Origin of the sequence: Microcoleus sp. AT3-A2 (assembly GCF_036705685.1) — a bacterium.
In the GTDB taxonomy this organism is placed as follows: Bacteria; Cyanobacteriota; Cyanobacteriia; order Cyanobacteriales; family Microcoleaceae; genus Microcoleus.
In genome coordinates this window covers 29,484-50,474 of record NZ_JAUBVF010000038.1, presented here as the reverse complement: position 1 = coordinate 50,474, position 20,991 = coordinate 29,484, and the positions used below count along the sequence as shown (strand labels likewise).

The 20,991-nt window shown below is 49.7% G+C and carries 10 protein-coding genes; 7 read left to right on the top strand and 3 right to left on the bottom strand.

Translation table 11 applies throughout. From position 1 onward, the window contains the following. Positions 1-130 precede the first annotated feature (130 nt). Positions 131-559: a universal stress protein gene (locus QUB37_RS19740; protein ID WP_333165199.1), complete on the bottom strand. Its 429-nt coding sequence runs from the start codon at positions 557-559 to the stop codon at positions 131-133. Between the two features lie 334 nt (positions 560-893). Beyond that, a complete protein-coding gene (gene hisD, locus QUB37_RS19735; protein WP_333165196.1) occupies positions 894-2,207 on the bottom strand; it encodes a histidinol dehydrogenase in 1,314 nt (437 codons plus the stop codon). A gap of 887 nt (positions 2,208-3,094) precedes the next feature. Here hisD and rpsT point away from each other — a divergent pair. The 6 genes from rpsT to QUB37_RS19705 all read left to right on the top strand — a co-directional run bounded on the left by rpsT (position 3,095) and on the right by QUB37_RS19705 (position 16,172). Then, entirely contained in the window at positions 3,095-3,394 is a 300-nt protein-coding gene (gene rpsT, locus QUB37_RS19730; protein WP_006632886.1) for a 30S ribosomal protein S20, read from the top strand. Positions 3,395-3,618: 224 nt separating this feature from the next. Next, positions 3,619-4,398: a TatD family hydrolase gene (locus QUB37_RS19725; RefSeq protein WP_190660454.1), complete on the top strand. Its 780-nt coding sequence runs from the start codon at positions 3,619-3,621 to the stop codon at positions 4,396-4,398. A 602-nt stretch (positions 4,399-5,000) separates the two neighbouring features. Further along, positions 5,001-8,387 carry a DNA-directed RNA polymerase subunit beta gene (gene rpoB, locus QUB37_RS19720; RefSeq protein ID WP_333165192.1) on the top strand — a complete coding sequence of 1,129 codons (3,387 nt, stop codon included), beginning with the start codon at positions 5,001-5,003 and terminating at the stop codon, positions 8,385-8,387. A gap of 148 nt (positions 8,388-8,535) precedes the next feature. After that, entirely contained in the window at positions 8,536-9,627 is a 1,092-nt protein-coding gene (locus QUB37_RS19715) for an HNH endonuclease (RefSeq protein ID WP_333165190.1), read from the top strand. An 84-nt stretch (positions 9,628-9,711) separates the two neighbouring features. Further along, on the top strand, positions 9,712-11,586 hold the full coding sequence (locus QUB37_RS19710; protein WP_333165188.1) for a DNA-directed RNA polymerase subunit gamma: 1,875 nt from the start codon (positions 9,712-9,714) through the stop codon (positions 11,584-11,586). Between the two features lie 455 nt (positions 11,587-12,041). Further along, positions 12,042-16,172 (top strand): DNA-directed RNA polymerase subunit beta'', encoded by a 4,131-nt coding sequence (locus QUB37_RS19705; protein ID WP_333165185.1) that lies wholly within the window; start codon positions 12,042-12,044, stop codon positions 16,170-16,172. 312 nt (positions 16,173-16,484) lie between these two features. Here QUB37_RS19705 and QUB37_RS19700 read toward each other — a convergent pair whose 3' ends face one another. Continuing rightward, the gene (locus tag QUB37_RS19700; RefSeq protein WP_006632892.1) at positions 16,485-16,880 is read right to left on the bottom strand and encodes a response regulator; all 396 of its coding nucleotides are present in this window, start codon (positions 16,878-16,880) and stop codon (positions 16,485-16,487) included. A 1,545-nt stretch (positions 16,881-18,425) separates the two neighbouring features. On the opposite strand from QUB37_RS19700, the gene QUB37_RS19695 reads away from it, so the two are divergent. Further along, the gene (locus tag QUB37_RS19695) at positions 18,426-20,978 is read left to right on the top strand and encodes a DNA topoisomerase (ATP-hydrolyzing) (RefSeq protein WP_333165183.1); all 2,553 of its coding nucleotides are present in this window, start codon (positions 18,426-18,428) and stop codon (positions 20,976-20,978) included. The last annotated feature ends 13 nt before the right edge of the window (positions 20,979-20,991 follow it).

The following is a 20,991-nucleotide window of genomic DNA, read 5'->3' as shown; positions in this document are numbered from 1 at the left end:
TCGTTGGTCGGTTAATTGACAAAAAGCATATATTTGATACGTCGTTAATTTTTACATTCAACTAACAAATGATATTAATAGCTATCTTGGTTTATGTAAATGCAATAGTCGATCGCATTTACCAGCCTACTTACTTCGCCCGCACCACCAACACCGAACAAGGAGCCTCAGCCACAACCTCAGCACTCACCGATCCCTCCAAAATCCGCTTTAAACCAGTCAAACCCCGACAGCCGATCGCAATTAAATCCGCCTTATAAATATTAGCCAAGCGGACAATTTCTTCTGCCGGTTGTCCCGAAACAATCTCCAATTCGCTCTCGCAAGACAACTTTTCCTGATAAGATTGCAGCAACTTCTCCACCTCTCGGTAAGCAATCTCATTTCCTTGAGCGTGAGGTCGATCGACAACCGCGTCAAAATCCGACGTACCAGAACTCACAACATGAACTAAAATCACCTTTGCCGTCGGTTCTAGCTGAAATTGTCCTACAACTTGCAATACCTGAGTTGCTAACTCTGAATTGTCGATCGCTACCAAAACAGTATTCAATACCATGCACCTTTAAATTTCAGATATTTAGACTTTAAATTTTTCGTTGATTGTCGCCTACTTTCCACAATTTCGCACTCCCCACCAACATCATTATTACCTACCCAGAAACCCGGTTTCTAAACCCAATTGCGTCATTTCAGCAAGATACTTGAAGAAACCCGGTTTCTTAACCCCAGAGTGCGTCAGTAGATAGGTGGAAATAAACTTTGCCGCTTGTCACAGAAAGTAAAGCTAGGAATAATCGCCAGCGAATTGCTTCGTTTCACTGGCTTTTGACTAATTATGTATTTGGCCGCTCATCTACTTAAATCTCGATCGCCCATCTCACATCGACCATCTAAAATTTATCCTTTCCCTCATTTTCAGTCCGCAGCCGCACCGAATCAGCGTGAGAAGGAAGCCCCTCTGCTTCCGCCAAAACATTAATAGCCCTACTCACCTTCTTAAGTGCAGCCGGCGAATATTGAATCAAACTCGAATGTTTCATAAAAGTTTCGACACCCAGCGGCGACGCATAGCGCGGAGCCCCAGAAGTCGGCAAAGTGTGATTCGGGCCAGCCAAATAATCACCTACAGCTTCCGGCGTCGAGCAGCCCAAGAAAATCGCCCCAGCGTGGCGAATTTGATCGAGCAAAGCCCAAGGATCTGCAACTTGCAATTCCAAGTGTTCCGGGGCAAACTCGTTAGAGAGTTCCGCCGCCGCTTTAAGCGAGTCAACTACTACGACTAAACCATAGTTGGCGATCGCCTTTTCTGTTAAAGTTCGGCGCGGGTGATTTGCCAACTGTCTGTCTACCTCAGCTACCACCTTCCTCGCCAGCACCGAATCCGCAGTCAGCAAAATTGCCGACGCCATCGAATCATGCTCAGCTTGAGCCAACATATCCGCAGCTACATGAACAGCATTCGCCGAACCATCCGCAATAATCAACACTTCCGACGGGCCAGCTAGAGAATCGATCCCCACAGTCCCGTAAACCAGTTTTTTAGCCAGGGTGACGTAAATATTCCCCGGCCCAGTAATTAAATCCACCTTCGGAATAGTTTCCGTACCGTAGGCCAAAGCCGCGATCGCCTGCGCCCCGCCTACCCGATAAATCTCATCAACTCCCGCTTCCTGAGCCGCTACCAGCACCGCAGGATTCATTTTCTTCTCTTGTCCGGGGGGAGTACACATCACCAGTCTCGGCACCTTGGCGACCTTCGCAGGAACCGCATTCATGATCACCGAGCTTGGATAGGACGCCTGACCGCCAGGAATGTAGATTCCCGCTCGATCGACCGGCGTGTAGCGTTTGCCCAAAACAATCTCGTCATCACCAAACTGCACCCAAGACTTGGGTACGCGCTGTCGGTGAAACGCCTCTACCTGTTTGCAAGCCAGCCGGATTGCATTTAATAATTCTTTCGACACCTGCTGATAAGCAGCATCCAATTCGGCGCCGCTTACCCGTAAATCTTCCACATTTAGGGTCATGCGGTCAAATTCAGCAGTGTAGTGCAGCACAGCCTGATCGCCTCTGCGCCTTACAGCTTGCAGCACCTCGCGCACGGTGGCTTCTTTGTGAACAACAAGTTCGTCATGGGTGCGATCGCAGATCCGTCGCAGTTCAGCTTGTGCCTCAACCCACTGAGTAATGATTCGCAGCATGGAGATTAGGAATGCCGTCTATAACTTCACTAACATTTGCTTGACAATTGGGGATTTTTGTGGGGATCTCCTAGAAAAGTAGGCCACCACCAGTCCACAAGCTTAAACCGCGATAGTCGCGGCATTTTCAAAGGCTTCAGTGCAGCGTTTAAATCTCTGTCGAGGATTTTGCAACACTGAGGACAAGTCACAACCTTTCTGAGGAATTGCGCGCCAGAGAACCGGGTGCGGAGGGAGAGGGTTCGATCCCAGAGGGGGAGATTGTCCGAGCGGGAGTTTGTATGAGGGGGAGAGTGTGCAAGGGGGAGAATTTAGATTCTGCCTTCTACCTTCTACCTTCTACCTTCTGCTCCGGCTACCTTCTGCTCCGGCTACCTTCTGCCTTCTACCTTCGTTAAGTGCTTCTTGCCGAAGCTATAACAACCCGTACTCTTTGTTATAGCTTAACTTGGATTTTTCAGGGAATCACATTCTTTGCAGAATATATGCTATATTAGTTTTTCCAACACCTGATAATTTTTTTATAAAAAAACGCCAATTTATTGTATACTGGAAAGTTGGGCGCAAGAAACCGTGACTTTAACTGGTGACGGTGGAAACCACGCAACAGGCCTCCGTAACATCCGTGTCATACCTTTGGGTATCGTCAAGGGCAAAAAATGGGCGGTTAAATAAGTCAATAAAAAATTATTGCGCGGGCGTCGCCAAAAAGTAGCCACAGACTCAGCTCAATCTGAGCGAAGGGAGAGTGGCTGTCTCACTCCGCCATTAAAAATCAAGCTTTTTGTGGATCGATCCCGAAAAGGTTGTCCTTCAAAATCCCCGTGTCTTGGGACTGTCTTGAGACTAGGGTGTATCAATGAATACCTACTTCCAGCAACAGAACTATGGCAAATATTAAGTCCGCCGTCAAACGAGTCAAAATCGCCGAACGTAACCGCTTGTACAACAAATCTTACAAGTCAGCGGTCAAAACTTTGATGAAGAAGTATTTCGCTGCCGTAGACAAGTACGCCGCAGCTCCGAGCCCGGAATTAATGCAAGAAGTCCAGCAGCGAATGTCTGAGGCATACAGCAAAATTGACAAAGCTGTCAAAAAAGGTGTACTCCACCGCAACAACGGCGCTCGCAAAAAGTCCCGCTTGGCAAGAACCCTCAAGCCGCACGAAGTATCGGTAGCATCTTAAGGAAGCAGAAAGTTCGGCAACGAAGCAGTGTACAAGATTGAAGGGATGGATGTTGAGGGAAGAAGTCAAGGGTGAAAAAGTCGAGGGTGAAGAAGGAAGAAGGAAGAAAGAAGACGGAAGATTTTTCCCACGCACTCTCTGCCACTCCCACTCCCAGACTCTCTCACTCGCCCTCGCCCTATCCCACCAGGACTCTCCCGTATCACCTCTAATCTGCTTCCCCCATGCAGCTCATCGACACTCACGTTCATATCAACTTTGAGACCTACAAATCTGAGTTAGAAGCCATTCGAGAACGCTGGCGCGAAGCTGGTGTAGTTCGGCTGGTTCATTCTTGTGTAGAGCCAGAAGAGTTTGCCGGCATTCAAGCAATCGCCAATCAGTTTGCCGAAGTCTCGTTTGCGGTTGGACTCCACCCCCTAGATGCCGAGAAGTGGACAGACGAGACGGCGAGCCAGATTAGGGAATTAGCAAATTCGGACTCTAGGGTAGTGGCGATCGGCGAAACCGGACTGGACTTTTATAAAGCTGACGATCGAGAACACCAGTTTAAAGTGTTTGAGGCACAGCTTGAAATCGCCCAGGAACTTGACAAACCAGTCATTATCCACTGTCGCGACGCCGCCGCCCCAATGGCCGAAATGCTGAGGAACTTTTGGCAAACACGCGGGCCAGTGCGCGGCGTCATGCACTGCTGGGGAGGCACGCCCGAAGAAACCCAGTGGTTTTTAGACCTAGGTTTCTACATCAGTTTTAGCGGAACAGTAACCTTTAAAAAAGCCTTGCAAATACAAGAATCAGCTTGTATGGTAAATAGCGATCGCATCCTAGTCGAGACAGATTGCCCTTTTCTCGCCCCCGTACCCCAGCGGGGAAAACGCAACGAACCAGCCTACGTCTACTACGTAGCCGAGCAAGTTGCTAAATTGAGAGGAGTTTCTCTCTTAACTTTGTCCCAGCAGACAACCGAAAATGCCTGTCAGCTATTCGGCTTTTCAGTTTAGTTATAGCAGAACAGAGAAACGAGGAAAACAGGTTGATTTAGGAGCCAGCGATCAGGACAATCCCATTTCTATCCTGCCCGAAAAACCGGATTCATCCTTTATTGGAGATTCTTTTGGCGTTGCCTGTTGCGATCGGATTTGCGTCCTATAATAAAAAGAACCGACCGATCGGGCGTTGGCTTAGTATCCGCGACTGCGATGTCGCCCAGGAACTACCAACACAACGCGAGTACGCTAACCTTCGGGATCGGTCAAAACTTCACGCAATACCTCAAACTTACACACTCAAACTTACACATCAGAAGAAACTTGGAACCTCAGCAATTTGGCAATAGCTGTCAAGTCAATTTTAGGAGTCAAAAGTGTAGGGAATTAACCCCGCAATACCACGAGATCAGAGCTAAAAGCATCTCGATCGAAACAAAAATCCGCACAAAAATACTGCGAGCCACCAGCAATAATAACCGTTGCAGCAGTTGGCAGGCGATCGAAAACATCATATAAATTCTCTCACACAATCAATCAAAAAAACGCAACAAGGTAAAAAAGCCCAGCCTTGGCGCCATGTAAAAAGCTAGAGCCACTGCGGAAAAAGGACCCCCATGACCACTAAAGATTACACAGAATTCGCCTTCACCTTGCCCGATTTGATCGAAATCCAGCGGGCAAGTTTTCGCTGGTTTCTAGAAGCCGGGCTGATCGAAGAACTCGACAGCTTCTCCCCGATTACAGACTACACGGGTAAGCTGGAACTCCACTTCATGGGCAAAGACTTCAAACTCAAGCGCCCGAAATACGACGTGGACGAAGCCAAGCGCAGGGACAGCACTTACTCGGTGCAAATGTACGTCCCCACCCGCCTGATTAACAAAGAAACAGGGGAAATCAAAGAACAAGAAGTCTTCATCGGCGACTTACCCTTGATGACCGAGCGCGGCACATTCATCATCAACGGCGCGGAACGGGTCATCGTCAACCAAATCGTGCGTTCCCCAGGCGTCTACTACAAATCCGAAACCGACAAAAACGGTCGCCGTTCCTATAACGCCTCGCTCATCCCCAACCGTGGCGCGTGGCTCAAGTTCGAGACAGACAAAAACGATTTAGTCTGGGTCAGAATCGACAAAACCCGCAAACTATCGGCTCAGGTTCTGCTCAAAGCCCTCGGACTCACAGACGGTGAAATCTACGACTCCCTGCGGCACCCGGAATACTTCCAAAAGACGATCGAGAAAGAAGGACAATTCGGCGAAGAAGAAGCTTTGATGGAGCTATACCGCAAACTTCGTCCCGGTGAACCCCCCACCGTGGCGGGCGGCGAACAGCTCCTCAACTCGCGCTTTTTCGACCCCAAACGCTACGATTTGGGCAGAGTCGGCCGCTACAAACTCAACAAAAAATTGCGCTTGACAGTCCCCGATACGATGCGGGTACTGACATCCCAAGATATCTTGACGGCGATCGACTATTTAATTAACCTCGAATTCGACATCGGCTCCACCGACGACATCGACCACTTAGGCAACCGTCGCGTCCGCAGTGTCGGAGAACTGCTGCAAAACCAAGTGCGCGTCGGACTTAACCGCTTAGAACGGATCATCCGCGAAAGAATGACCGTCTCGGATGCCGACTCCCTCAGCCCCGCTTCTCTGGTCAACCCCAAACCGCTGGTAGCAGCAATCAAGGAATTCTTCGGTTCCTCCCAGCTATCGCAGTTCATGGATCAAACCAACCCCCTAGCAGAACTGACGCACAAACGTCGGCTTTCCGCCTTGGGCCCTGGAGGTCTGACTCGCGAACGCGCCGGGTTTGCAGTACGGGACATTCACCCGTCCCACTACGGCCGGATTTGCCCGATCGAAACACCAGAAGGCCCCAACGCCGGTCTGATCGGTTCCTTGGCAACTCACGCCCGCGTCAACCCCTACGGCTTCATCGAAACTCCTTTTTATCCAGTAGAAAAAGGACGGGTGCTGCGCGACAAAGCCCCTGTTTACATGACAGCCGACGAAGAAGACGATTTGCGCGTGGCCCCTGGAGACATCAGCCTCGACGAAGACAACAACCTCTTGGGCGAAACCGTAGCCGTCCGCTACCGCCAAGAATTTACTACCACCACGCCGATGCAGGTGGACTACATGGCGATTTCGCCCGTGCAAATCGTCTCCGTAGCGACATCGCTGATTCCGTTCTTGGAACACGACGACGCCAACCGAGCTCTGATGGGATCGAATATGCAGCGGCAAGCTGTGCCGCTACTGAAACCAGAACGGCCCCTCGTCGGTACGGGCTTGGAAGCTCAAGCCGCCCGAGATTCCGGGATGGTTGTGGTTTCCCGGATCGACGGCGAGGTGATTTACATCGATGCTACCCGGATTATTGTCAAACCCCTGGCTGTAGATGCCGAATCGAATTCCAGCGAAGAACATTTCCTGATTAAGGAATACGACGATCTCAAAGTCAAACAGCCGTCGGTTTGGAAGCAAAAATATGCTGGCTGCATCGAACACGAACTGCAAAAATATCAGCGCTCTAACCAGGATACTTGCTTAAATCAGCGTCCTTTGATTTATGAGGGCGATCGAGTCGTAGCAGGTCAAGTGCTCGCCGACGGTTCCTCCACCGAAGGGGCAGAACTCGCTCTGGGTCACAATATCCTCGTAGCTTATATGCCCTGGGAAGGCTACAACTACGAAGACGCCATGCTAATTAGCGAGCGCTTGGTGTACGAAGATGTCTACACTTCGATCCACATTGAAAAATACGAAATCGAAGCCCGCCAAACCAAACTCGGCCCCGAAGAAATCACCCGCGAAATACCTAACGTCGGCGAAGACGCGCTGCGCCAGCTAGACGAACAGGGCATTATCCGCAAAGGTGCCTGGGTAGAAGCCAGCGACATCCTAGTTGGCAAAGTCACCCCCAAAGGCGAATCCGACCAACCGCCGGAAGAAAAACTGCTGAGGGCAATCTTCGGTGAAAAAGCCCGCGACGTGCGCGACAATTCCCTCCGCGTCCCTAACGGCGAAAAAGGCCGTGTGGTGGACGTGCGGGTGTTTACCCGCGAACAGGGCGACGAACTGCCCCCCGGCGCCAACATGGTCGTCCGCGTCTACGTAGCTCAAAAACGCAAGATTCAAGTCGGCGATAAAATGGCCGGCCGGCACGGAAATAAGGGTATTGTGTCCCGGATTCTGCCGATGGAGGATATGCCTTATTTGCCCGACGGGACTCCGGTTGACATAGTGCTCAATCCCTTGGGCGTACCGTCGCGGATGAACGTGGGTCAGATTTTTGAATGCTTGCTGGGATGGGCGGGCGAAAATCTGTCGATGCGGTTTAAAATGGTGCCTTTTGATGAAATGCACGGCGCTGAAAAGTCTCGCGAAACCGTACACGGCAAGCTACAGGAGGCACGCGAAAAAACCGGCAAGCCTTGGGTGTTTAATGAAAAGCACCCCGGCAAGACTATTGTCTACGATGGCCGAACTGGGGAACCGTTCGATCGCCCGATCACAGTCGGCATCGCCTATATGCTGAAGCTGGTTCACTTGGTAGACGACAAGATCCACGCCCGTAGCACAGGCCCTTACTCGCTGGTAACGCAGCAGCCTTTGGGTGGCAAAGCGCAGCAGGGGGGTCAGCGGTTCGGAGAAATGGAAGTCTGGGCTCTGGAAGCGTTCGGCGCAGCTTATACTTTGCAAGAGTTGCTGACTGTGAAGTCGGACGATATGCAGGGGCGGAATGAAGCGCTGAATGCGATCGTTAAAGGCAAAGCTATTCCGCGCCCCGGTACGCCGGAATCTTTCAAGGTGCTGATGCGGGAGTTGCAGTCTTTGTGCTTGGATATTGCTGTGCACAAGGTGAATACGTCCGACGAGGGCAGCGAGCACGTTGAGGTGGATTTGATGGCAGATGCTGGGGGCAAGCGATCGCCCTCCCGGCCTACTTACGAATCCCTTTCTCGTGACGAACTGGACGAGGATTAGGCATTAAAGATTTTAGATTAAAGATTAAAGATTTTTTGACAGCATTCAATTCTTTAATCTTTAATCCGCAATCTCAAATTAAAATGCCTCAGCAGTGGTACGAACACTGCTGAGGCGAATCAACGCTCTTAAGAGGAGAGACGCTGACATGACTATTGTAACAGTTGGCCCGGGAATAGAAGGAGAATTTGACCTGAAGACTGGCTGTATTAATTGGCAAGGGAGTAAGCTCAAAAATGGTTACGGGCGCAAGTGGATCGAGGGCAAAACGGTATTAGTCCACCGATTAGTGCTCGAATCAAAGATACCAGGATTTCTAGATTCCGGTTATTTTGCTTGCCACACCTGCGACAATCCAAGCTGCATTAACCCAGCACATCTCGTACCTGGAACTGCGGCTGAGAATACAGCGCAAATGATGGGGCGCGTTCGCAAAACTCCCCGACGCAAAAGTATTCCCGGTATTGGTAAACTATCGATCGAACAACTGCGGGAAATTCAGCGTAAATATTTAGCTGGAACCATCAAAAGCCACCTAATAAAAGAGTATGGCGTACAGTATGACACTATTACTAAGATACTTCAGGCAAAAATCCCCCATAACTTCACTACAGTTCCCCCCGGTTTTGTAGGAGAAATTCAAGACAGCGGCTGCATAATTTTTCAAGGTGCAAAGGATGGTCAAGGTGGTTATGGCAGGTACTTTAAAAATGGGAAATCCCAATCAGTTACTCGTGCTGTTTTAGCAGAGAAATTAGGATGTGAAGTTCCCACTTCGATGGATGCTTGTCATACCTGCGATACTCCCAGTTGTATTAATCCAGAACACCTTTGGGGTGGAACGCGCACTCAAAATTTATTAGATGCTTCTAAGAAAGGACGCACTCAAGGCAAAAGTCATCCCCTTTCTAATGCCAAATTAGACTGGGAAAAGGTGCGAAAAATTAGGCAAAAACTAGCAGCAGGAGAGAGAGTGAAGGATGTAGCTCAAGAATACAGTGTTGGTCGCAAAACCATACACGATATTAAGTATCACGTCACTTGGAAGGAAGCAGGCGAAGAGGTTCCAGTTCCTCGCATGGGCGGATATCTTGATCGCAAATTGACTTTCGAGCAAGCTCTTGAGGTACGAAAAAGAATTAGAGGTAGAGAATCAATCTCTAAAATCGCTGATGACTTTGGAGTATCGTCAAGTGTCATTTCTGATATTAAAAACCACGTCACATATAGAGGAGTATAACATTGATTTAAGCAGTGAAACACGCAACCCAAAAAGATAAACAACAACAAATAATCGACTGTAAATTATTAATTGGAGTCAAGAATGGCTAAAATAGAACAACGCTTTGATTACGTCAAGATTGGGTTAGCTTCACCAGAAAGAATTAGACAGTGGGGAGAGAGAACTTTACCCAACGGTCAGATTACTGGAGAGGTGACAAAACCGGAAACCATAAATTATCGCACGTTAAAACCTGAAATGGATGGCTTGTTTTGCGAGCGCATTTTTGGGCCTGCAAAAGATTGGGAATGTCATTGTGGGAAGTACAAACGAGTTCGCCATAGAGGCATTGTTTGCGAAAGATGCGGTGTTGAAGTCACTGAATCTCGCGTCCGCCGTCACCGGATGGGCTTTATCAAATTAGCGGCTCCCGTAGCTCACGTTTGGTATCTCAAAGGCATCCCTAGTTACATGGCAATTCTGTTAGATATGCCGCTGCGAGATGTCGAACAAATCGTGTATTTTAATGCCTACGTTGTCCTCAATGCAGGTAATGCAGAAAAGCTGCAATACAAGCAATTGCTCACGGAAGATGCTTGGCTGGAAATAGAAGACGAACTTTACAGCGAAGATTCCACACTCACAGGTGTAGAAGTAGGCATAGGTGCTGAAGCTTTGCAAGTTCTGCTGCAAAATATTCCGCTAGAAAGTGAAGCGGAAAAGTTGCGGGAAGATATTGCTAATGCTAAAGGTCAAAAACGGGCGAAGTTAATTAAACGTTTGCGGGTAATTGACAACTTCATCGCTACGGGATCTCAACCCGATTGGATGGTGCTCAATGTGATTCCGGTGATTCCCCCCGACTTGCGGCCGATGGTACAGCTAGACGGCGGGCGTTTTGCAACGAGCGACCTCAACGATCTTTATCGGAGAGTCATCAACCGCAATAACCGCTTGGCGAGACTCCAAGAAATTCTGGCACCGGAGATTATCATCCGTAACGAAAAGCGGATGCTGCAAGAAGCTGTGGATGCGCTGATTGACAACGGTCGCCGGGGCCGGACAGTTGTGGGGGCAAACAACCGCCCGCTGAAGTCTCTGTCGGACATCATTGAAGGGAAACAAGGTCGCTTCCGGCAAAACTTGCTGGGGAAACGGGTTGACTACTCCGGGCGTTCGGTGATTGTGGTGGGGCCGAAACTGAAAATTCATCAGTGCGGTTTGCCGAGGGAAATGGCGATCGAACTTTTCCAGCCTTTCGTCATCCATCGCCTGATCCGCCAAGGATTGGTCAACAACATCAAAGCTGCCAAAAAACTGATCCAGCGCAACGATCCCAGCGTTTGGGACGTGCTTCAGGAGGTGATTGAAGGACACCCGGTAATGCTAAACCGCGCGCCGACCCTCCACCGTTTGGGGATTCAAGCCTTTGAGCCGATTTTGGTGGATGGCAGGGCAATTCAGCTTCACCCGCTAGTTTGTCCGGCTTTTAACGCTGACTTTGACGGCGACCAAATGGCCGTGCACGTGCCGTTGTCTCTGGAATCTCAGGCGGAAGCGCGCTTGCTGATGCTGGCTTCTAACAACATTATGTCGCCGGCAACCGGAAGACCGATCGTTACTCCTTCTCAAGATATGGTGCTCGGTTGCTATTACTTGACAGCCGAAAATCCTGACGCTCAAAAAGGAGCCGGTCACTATTTCTCCAACCTTACCGACGCGGTTGTAGCTTACGAACAAGGAGTCGTTGACTTGCACTCTTATGTGTGGGTGAGGTTTCAAGGCGCCATAGAAAACACAGAACCCGAAGGAGAACCGCTGAAAGTGGAACGCTCTACCGACGGTATAGTGACGAAAGAATACAAGTTCCGCCGGGTTCGGGAAGACGGAGAGGGCAAGGTTCTTAATCAGTTCATTCGCACTACCCCAGGTCGGATTATTTATCACCAAACCATCGAATCGGTAATTAACAATTAGAAATGGGTAAGGGGTAAGAGGTAATGGATAAGAGGTAATGGGTAAGAGGTAATGGGTAATAACTGATAAATGATCGCTAACAAATAATAGCGGTTAAAGAAGGAAAAATTACCCATTACTACTTACCAATACTTCGGCGACGCGGTTCCTAAGCAAAGTCTAAGGGCAGTAAAAGTTACCAATTACCAATTAAGTAGGTAGGTGCAAATAAACTTTATTATGGGAAGGGCAGGTGAGTGCATTCATCTCCTAGCTTAGCTCTCTTCCTTATACGCTAAACCAGCCCCTACAAAAGGCTCGTTGTTTTTTCCCGCCGCTGTACTTATCAATTACCAATTACCACTTACCAATTACCAATACTTCGGCTACGTTCTGAACCCTTGGGCTTCGCTCAGGAGAACCGAAGTCGAACGTCAGTAAAAGTTACCAATTACCAATTACCACTACTCAGAAAAATGACAGAAAATAAGGAAATTGTTTTTCGCAATCGAGTTGTTGACAAAGGTCAGCTCAAAAAATTAATCTCTTGGTCTTTCATGCACTACGGAACGGCCCGTACAGCGCAAATGGCCGATAAACTCAAAGACTTGGGTTTTCGCTTTGCGACACGAGCGGGAGTTTCGATTAGCGTAGACGATTTGCAAGTGCCCCCGTCGAAACGATCGCTCCTAGATGCAGCCGAAGAAGAAATCCGCATCACCGAACAAAAATACACCAGAGGCGAAATCACCGAAGTCGAACGCTTCCAAAAAGTAATCGATACCTGGAACAGCACATCAGAAGACCTCAAAGACGAAGTAGTCAAAAACTTCCGAGCCACAGACCCCCTAAACTCGGTCTACATGATGGCATTCTCCGGGGCGCGGGGAAACATTTCTCAAGTGCGACAGCTAGTCGGAATGCGCGGATTGATGGCTGACCCCCAAGGCGAAATCATCGACTTGCCAATTAAAACCAACTTCCGCGAAGGACTCACCGTCACCGAATACATCATCTCTTCCTACGGCGCGCGCAAAGGCTTGGTAGATACAGCGTTGCGGACGGCAGACTCTGGCTATTTGACTCGTCGTTTGGTGGATGTGTCCCAAGACGTAATTGTGCGGGAAGTGGACTGCGGCACTCAGCGGGGAATTCGAGTACGACCGATGACGGACGGAGCAACAGTGCTGATTCCCCTCAAGGACAGGCTGCTAGGGCGGGTGTTGGCGAGAGATGCGGTGCACCCCAAAACCGGGGAAATCGTGACCTACGGCGACGAAAAAGCCGTCCGAAATCAGCCAATTACCGATGAGTTGGCGACGGAAATTGGTAACGCTGGGGTGGCAGAGGTGTATTTACGATCGCCCCTGACTTGCGAATCTACGCGATCGGTTTGCCAGCACTGCTATGGCTGGAGTCTCGCCCACTTGAAAATGGTGGACATGGGAGAAGCGATCGGGATTATTGCAGCTCAGTCGATCGGGGAACCGGGAACCCAGCTCACCATGCGTACCTTCCACACAGGCGGCGTATTCACCGGAGAAGTCGCGAAACAAGAACGCGCCCCCTTCCCTGGCGTAGTGAAATTCAAGAACTTGCGTACTCGTTCCTTCCGCACCAGACACGGCGAAGAAGCACTGGTGGCAGAAAACAACGGCAAACTTGTATTTGAAGGCGACGGCTTTGAAGAAGGGAAATCAGGCGCCAAAAATCAAAAGCTGAAAATCGAATTGGCGATCGTCCAGGGTTCTACTCTGATGGTCAAAGACGGACAGCGCGCCATTCCCGGTCAAGTTTTGGCAGAAGTGCCGATCGTCGGTCGCGCCGCCCGCAAAACAACCGAAAAAGTGACTACAGACGTGGCTTCCGACTTAGCCGGAGAAGCCAAATTTGCGGATTTGGTGCCCGAAGAAAAAACCGACCGCCAAGGGAACACAACCCGCACCGCCAGCAAAGGCGGGCTGATTTGGATTCTCTCAGGAGAAGTCTACAACTTGCCCCCCGGCGCGGAACCAGCAGTGAAAAATGGCGATCGCATTCCGGCCGAAAGCGTGATTGCCGAAACTAAACTCGTCTCCGAACACGGTGGCGTAGTCCGCATCGCTGACCCCAGAGAAATCGAAATTATCACCGCCCAAGTCCTGCTCGACCAAGCAGTCGTGCGGGCCGAAAGCGCAGGCGGCCGCGACCACTACACGATCGAAACATCTTCTAAGCAGCGGTTTTCCCTGAAGACGGCTCCTGGGAGCAAAGTGATTAACGGGGAAGTCGTCGCCGAACTGCTCGACGACAGCTACCGCACAGCTACAGGGGGCATTGTCAAGTACGGCGGTGTGGAAGTCCACAAGCGCGGCAAAGCTAAACTTGGCTACGAAGTCGTTAAAGGTGGCACTCTGCTCTGGATAGCAGAAGAGTGCCACGAGGTGAATAAGGATATTTCTCTGCTGCTGGTGGAAGATGGTCAGTACGTAGAAGCCGGTACTGAGGTGGTTAAGGATATTTTCTGCCAAACCAGCGGGGCAGTGGAAATCACTCAGAAAAATGACATCCTGCGGGAAATTGTGATCAAACCGGGTACACTCCATGTAGTAGACCGCCCGCCGCTAACATTCGGGGAAGGTCAAATCGTCAACGCCGGTCAAGAAATTTTCCCAGGCTTGATTGCCGAAGAGTTGGGCTATGCCGAGTATATCGAAACTCCCGAAGGCCCGGCTTTGTTGCTGCGGCCTGTGGTGGAATTTCCAGTACCAGATAAGCCACCAGTGCCTTCTCAGACAGCGCTGAATGAGTCGATCTCTTTGAAAGCGGTGCAGCGACTCCCTTATAAGGATGGGGAGCGCGTCAAGTCTGTCGAGGGATTGGAACTGCTACGGACTCAGCTTATTTTGGAAATTGGTTCGGGAGCTCCGCAACTGGCGGCGGATATCGAGCTACTGCCGGATGAGGATGATGCTATGGCTTTTGGGGCGGACGGTTCGGGCCCGGCTTGGGGTTCGCCTGAAGACGTTAGTGCGTCGCAAGAGTTGGCGATGGCTGTGGCTGATGGGGGCGATCGAGCTTCCAAGACTTTCCGCTTGCAGTTAGTGATTTTGGAATCGCTGGTGATTCGACGGGATGTGTCTGCTGATCCGACTCAGGGCAGCACTCACACGCGGCTGTTGGTCGAAGATGGGCAGTCGATCGCGCCCGGAGCAGTAGTCGCTCGCACCGAGATTCTCTGTAAAGAAGCGGGTATCGTTCGAGGCATCCGTGAGGGGCATGGCGAACCAGTGCGCCGACTGTTGGTGATGCGAGATGCGGATTCTATTTCGATCTCTGTGGCGGGTACACCGGATGTGAGTCCGGGTCAACTACTGGTGGCTGGTACCGAAATAGCTCCGGGGGTTGTTCTCGAAGAATCCGGCCAAGTTGTGAAGGTTATACCTGCGTCGGAGACTGAACCGGCGAAACTCTTGCTCAGGGTGGCTCGTCCTTACCGGGTTTCGGCCGGTGCGGTGCTGCACGTAGACGACGGCGACTTGGTGCAGCGGGGTGACAATTTGGTGATTCTGGTGTTTGAGCGGGCAAAGACTGGGGATATTATTCAGGGTTTGCCACGGATTGAGGAACTTCTGGAAGGGCGGAAGCCGAAGGAAGCTTGTATTTTAGCCAAGCGGCCGGGGACGGCTCGTGTGGTTACGGATGACGATGTTGTGGAACTTGCGGTGATTGAGGATGATGGCCGGATTGAGGAGTATCCTTTGTTGCCTGGTCAAAACCCGATCGTTTCCGACGGACAGCGCGTAGGCGTCGCCGAAGCTTTGACCGACGGGCCTGCTAACCCTCACGAAATTCTGGAGGTGTTCTTCCACGTGCTTAAGGAGCGACAGTCTACTTTTGAGGCTGCCTTGGAGAGTTTCCAACAGGTGCAGACGTTTTTGGTGAATGAGGTGCAGTCGGTTTATCAGTCTCAGGGTGTGGATATTTCTGATAAGCACATCGAGGTGATTGTCCGCCAGATGACCAACAAAGTCAGGATGGAAGATGGCGGCGATACTACTATGCTCCCTGGCGAGTTGGTAGAATTGCGGCAGGTTGAGCAGGTGAATGAGGCGATGTCTATTACTGGTGGGGCGCCGGCGGATTATACTCCGGTGTTGCTGGGGATTACTAAGGCTTCGCTGAATACTGATAGCTTTATTTCGGCTGCTTCGTTCCAGGAGACTACGCGGGTGTTGACTGAGGCTGCGATCGAAGGTAAGTCTGACTGGCTGCGGGGACTGAAGGAAAATGTGATTATCGGCCGCCTGATTCCTGCGGGTACTGGGTTCAATGCCTATGAGGATGCTGGGGTTCAGGATGCGGGTTTTGATGGTGCTGTGTTTGATGACGACATCCACGATTTACAGGAGGATGTGGTACTTGATGACCGATCGGCGCGCCGTGCTTATACGATCGAGAGCGGTTATGAGATCGGGCGCCCGTCTGATCTTGAGCCTGATGAGGATTTTGAGGAAGTTGAGGTTGATGAGGACGAGTTTGTCGCTGAGACTGAGGATGATGCCTTGGGACCTGATGTTGACGATGATGATGATATCGGTTTTGACTTCGATGAGGACGAAGAGTAATCATAGTTTTGAGATTGCATGAATGAGTGAACAGCGTTGCGCTCGCTGAGGATAAGTTGGTTCCTCGCCGCAACGCACACTCCGATTTCACTCGTCATAAAAATCTCAAATTTTTCCTCACAAATTACAAGTCCGAACTCATAGCATTGTGTAATCGGGACATCGAAAGGAAGAAGGAAGAAGGAAGATTCAGAGTTTAAGCAAACTTTGTAATTCTAGAGTTTTAATTGTTTGTTGGTTCAAACAAACAATTCTTTCTTCCTGCTTCCTTTTTCCTTCTTCCTTCTTATTCCTTCTTCATGTATGGTTCACTCAATCAGGTAGCAAAGCCTTGATTTGATTAACAAACTCTTGATGGTCTACCACAGGTTTAGAGATATAACCGTCGGCACCGCTTTGATCCAGAAATGTTTCTTTATCACCAGCCATCGCGTGAGCAGTCACCAAAATAATCGGCAGCGATGCCGTTTGTGGGTCAGCTTTGAGCAGTTGAGTAATCTTAATGCCGTCAACAGATTTACCCTGGTACACGCTGCGCGAAAGAGACACATCCATTAAAATCAAATCAGCTTCGCCGTTGGCAGCAATCTGCATCACCTCTTCAACATTTTCCGTGTGCTTCACGGCTAAGCCCCCCCGCTTAGTCAGAATTTTGGAAAAAACCCGAGCATTAACCAAATCGTCCTCTACAATCAGAACGGTTTTCATAAATAAATATGGGAAGTATAGAAACTTTGTGACTTTAGTCCAAAGAGGAACACGACACGGGGACTACATTCCCCGTCAAAAATGCAGAGTTTTTAGCGCCATCAGCCGGGAACCCTGCAAAACCCGTATGTATATCCTTGAGCCACTAGCTGTGAGAGGGTTTACAGATGCCTAGAAGCATCCAGTACCATCATTTAGACTACTACACACAGACAGTTTAGTTGTTTTTTATAACTAGACCTGGCACTGGTGAGAGTCTCAAGATTCTCAGGTAGCAGGTTTCTCGTACAATCCAGGACGCATGGACGACGCCTCGAAACCTGGTTCTTGCTCGTTTCGGCGGGCTATAATGAACTATTGCTATGAAAATACCCGGTTTCTGACTACCCGTGCCTCCTGGACTTATAGTACCCTCTCTTTCGGTCAAGCCTCCAGCTTCTACCATTTTAGATTTTAGGTTTTAGATTTTAGAATTTAGATTTTAGATTTTAGAATTTAGGTTTTAGATTTTAGATTTTAGAATTTAGATTTTAGATTTTAGATGGGAACTGATTGACTGGATATCAGTTTGGATCACGGATATACAGTTGCATTATTTTTTGAACTGGTATTAGATTCGGGAATGTGTGATAATTATTTTCCTTCTTCCTCATTAGAATCAAGCCATGTTTATTCACCTACTCCCGTGGCCACCGCATTCGGAGTAGCGAATCTAGCGGGGATTGTTGGAGATTTTTAATTCTCAGTTTTAACCCCTCAAAACGGCTGAAAATATCGACGCTTCCGTTCATCTAGTGGATGTCAGACTAGGAGATATCGCCAGGAGAGCTTGTGACTGATCAATTTATCAATATGGCATTTTTGACACTCTCAGCGAGTCACGACCACGCTCTATGGTTGAATAAGCCCAAAAATGGGAGTTCACTCATAGTCCAGTCGCCTCTACACGATCAGAACAAGTACCAGTACCAGAGATATTCCAATTCCACTTACTTTTCTTTTTTAATACTTTCGGAGTCCATCACGCTTGCCAAAATACGATAAGCTCGATCGTCAACCATTGCTGCTTGATCCACGCTACGGCTGTACCGAGACGAGCTCAATCCAGGGTTTCTCCTGAATAAAATATTTCTTCGTGTAGATGGTTATTCCTAATTGCAATTAAATTCTATCATAGATTGACGGGGACTCCAGCCCCTCGTGACGCTTTCCTAGGAAGAGCTACAGCCTCACTACGTTCTGAGTTTCTGGCATTCCGTGTTTTCCTGTGAATCAACCTTCTCACGGCAGAAGGTAAATAGACAGGTAGGCGCAAATGAAGGCAACATAGAGGTTAGGGTAAGAGTGGAGAGTAAGAGGCAAGTGTTGCCCGTCTTCGGGACTCTGATTCTGCTTTCACAAGTTAAGTTTATTTTTATTCTTCAACTGGGCGGTTGGGTCGAACTTTCGGTTCGCCTGCGGCAAAGGCTTTTCAATCGAGATAGGGAACCTCGGCATTATTGACAGAGGCTGTTTTCACTCAGGAATTAACGGACACAAGGACTCATGGCTAAACAACTCAACCTACTTTCCGGACAAGTAATTTCTACGCCTCTGCACGCCGAGATGCAGCAATCGTACCTCGAATATGCCATGAGTGTGATCGTCGGGCGAGCTTTGCCTGATGTCCGCGACGGTTTAAAACCAGTTCACCGTCGAATTTTATATGCGATGCACGAACTCGGTCTGACGCCAGACCGACCTTACCGTAAGTGCGCCCGGGTTGTTGGAGATGTGTTGGGAAAATATCACCCCCACGGCGACCAATCGGTTTACGACGCTCTGGTACGCATGGTTCAGGAGTTTTCGAGCCGCTATCCTTTACTGGCGGGCCACGGCAATTTCGGTTCGGTGGACAATGATCCGGCGGCTGCTATGCGCTATACGGAAACTAGGCTAGCACCGATCGCCCACGAAGCGATGCTAACCCAAGTCGGCGATGCAACTGTTGATTTTACTGCTAACTTTGACAGTTCCCAGCAGGAACCGACGGCGCTGCCTGCTCAGTTGCCGTTTCTGTTACTCAACGGCTGTACGGGCATTGCTGTGGGGATGGCCACTAATATCCCGCCACACAATTTGGGGGAGGTGGTAGACGGTTTAATTGCTTTGATTGAAAACCCCGAACTATCCGATGAGAAGTTGATAGAACTGATTCCGGGCCCGGATTTTCCAACCGGGGGGGAAATCGTCGCTACAGAGGGGATTGTTGACGCCTACACTAAGGGTCGAGGCAGCATTGCGGTCAGGGGTGTGGCCGGGGTGGAAGAAGTGCCAGGTAATCGCAAGGTGCGTACTAAAACGGCGATCGTGGTGACGGAGTTTCCGTTTCAGGTAAATAAGGCGGCTTGGATTGAAAAGGTGGCGGAGTTGGTCAATGCTGGCCGCCTCGACGGTATTTCTGATTTGCGTGACGAGAGCGATCGCGAAGGCATTCGAGTTGTGATTGAACTCAAGCGGGAATTTACCCCAGAAGCGGTTCTCGCTCGTCTTTACCAGCAAACTGACCTACAAACAAATTTTGGCGCGATTTTGCTGGCAATTGTCAACGGTCAACCGCGACAGTTGACGCTGAGACAATTGTTGCAGGAATTTCTGGATTTCCGGGAAGTGACTCTGACCCGCCGCTACAATTACGAGTTGCAAGCTGCAGAACGCCGCTGTCATATTGTCCAAGGCTTAATGTTGGCTTTGACAAATCTCGATACAGCGATCGACATTCTCAGAAATTCTCCTGACGGCTCTACTGCTAAGCAAACTTTGCAAGTTCGCCTCAATTTGAGCGAAAGTCAAGCTGATGCGATTTTGGCGATGCCTATGCGTAGGCTGACTGGTTTGGAAAGGCAAAATTTGCAGTCTGAGTTTGATGAGTTGATGGCTAATATTCAAGAATTGCAGCGGTTGTTGAGCGACAGGCGTGAACTTTTGAAGGCTTTAAAGAAGGAATTTCGATCGCTAAAACGCAAGTACGCTGACCCCCGCCGCACTAAATTCGCCAATGGAACTGCACGCGCAGCAAACGCCGAATCACAATTTGCTGGTAAGAAAAATTCTGGGGTGAAGCAGTTGTCGCCGGCAACGATTCAGCCGAACTTATTGCCCGTTCTAGAGCCAGAGGAAACTATTGTTGAATTTTCGCACAAGCAGTACGTGCGACGCTTGCCGACTGGGGAAAAGCCACGCTCGAAAAGTCGCGAAAAATCGGTTTCAGCTTTAGAAAAAAATGAAGATTTTATTGTGACGGCAAATCTGACGAAAACCGATCGCACTTTGGTCGTCTTAACTCCTAACGGCAAAGCTTATCCGCTGAAAGTGGCCGATATTCCTAGTAGTAGCGCCAAAGACCGGGGAACGCCGATCGTTAGTTTGTTGTCGCCGAGTGCTACTAAAGACAGTGCCGATCGCGCTTTGTCGGAAATCACAGTTGCACACTTTATTTTGCCGGAAAATTCGGAAGCCGCGGATTTAGTAACTCTGACTCAGCAAGGAAAAATTAAGCGCTTGGCGATGCAGGAATTTGCTGATTTGACTAATCGTGGCGTTACTGTTGTTAAACTCAAGGAGGACGATCGGCTGCGCTGTGCCAGTCTGGCTAAAGTCGGGGAACAAGTGGCAATCGCCACTTCAGGAGGTCGAGTCCTCCGGTTTGAGATTGATGATGAACAACTGCCGCCAATGGGCCGCGCGGCCCAGGGTTCTCAAGTAACCAGGTTGCGGAAGCAGGAACAGTTGGTGGGTTGCATCACTCTCTACCCGGACGACAGTCTGGTGCTGTTTTCCGAGTTGGGGTGGGCAAAACGAATGCCTGCAGGTTCTGTCAGACTTACTAACCGGGGCGAAATTGGCACTCAAGCTTTTCGTTTCTCCGAACCTAAAGATGCTTTAGTTGGCTTGCTGCAGGCTGTTCCGGGTACGGATGTCAAACTTTTTACTAATTCTGGCCGCCTGCTGCGATCGGCTATGGATGCTATAGCTTTTTGGGGGAAAGATGCTGCGGGCGATCGAGTTTTTGACCTCAATCCGGGTGAAAAAATTATCAAAGTTATCAGCAGTCAATAGTCATGGGGCATGG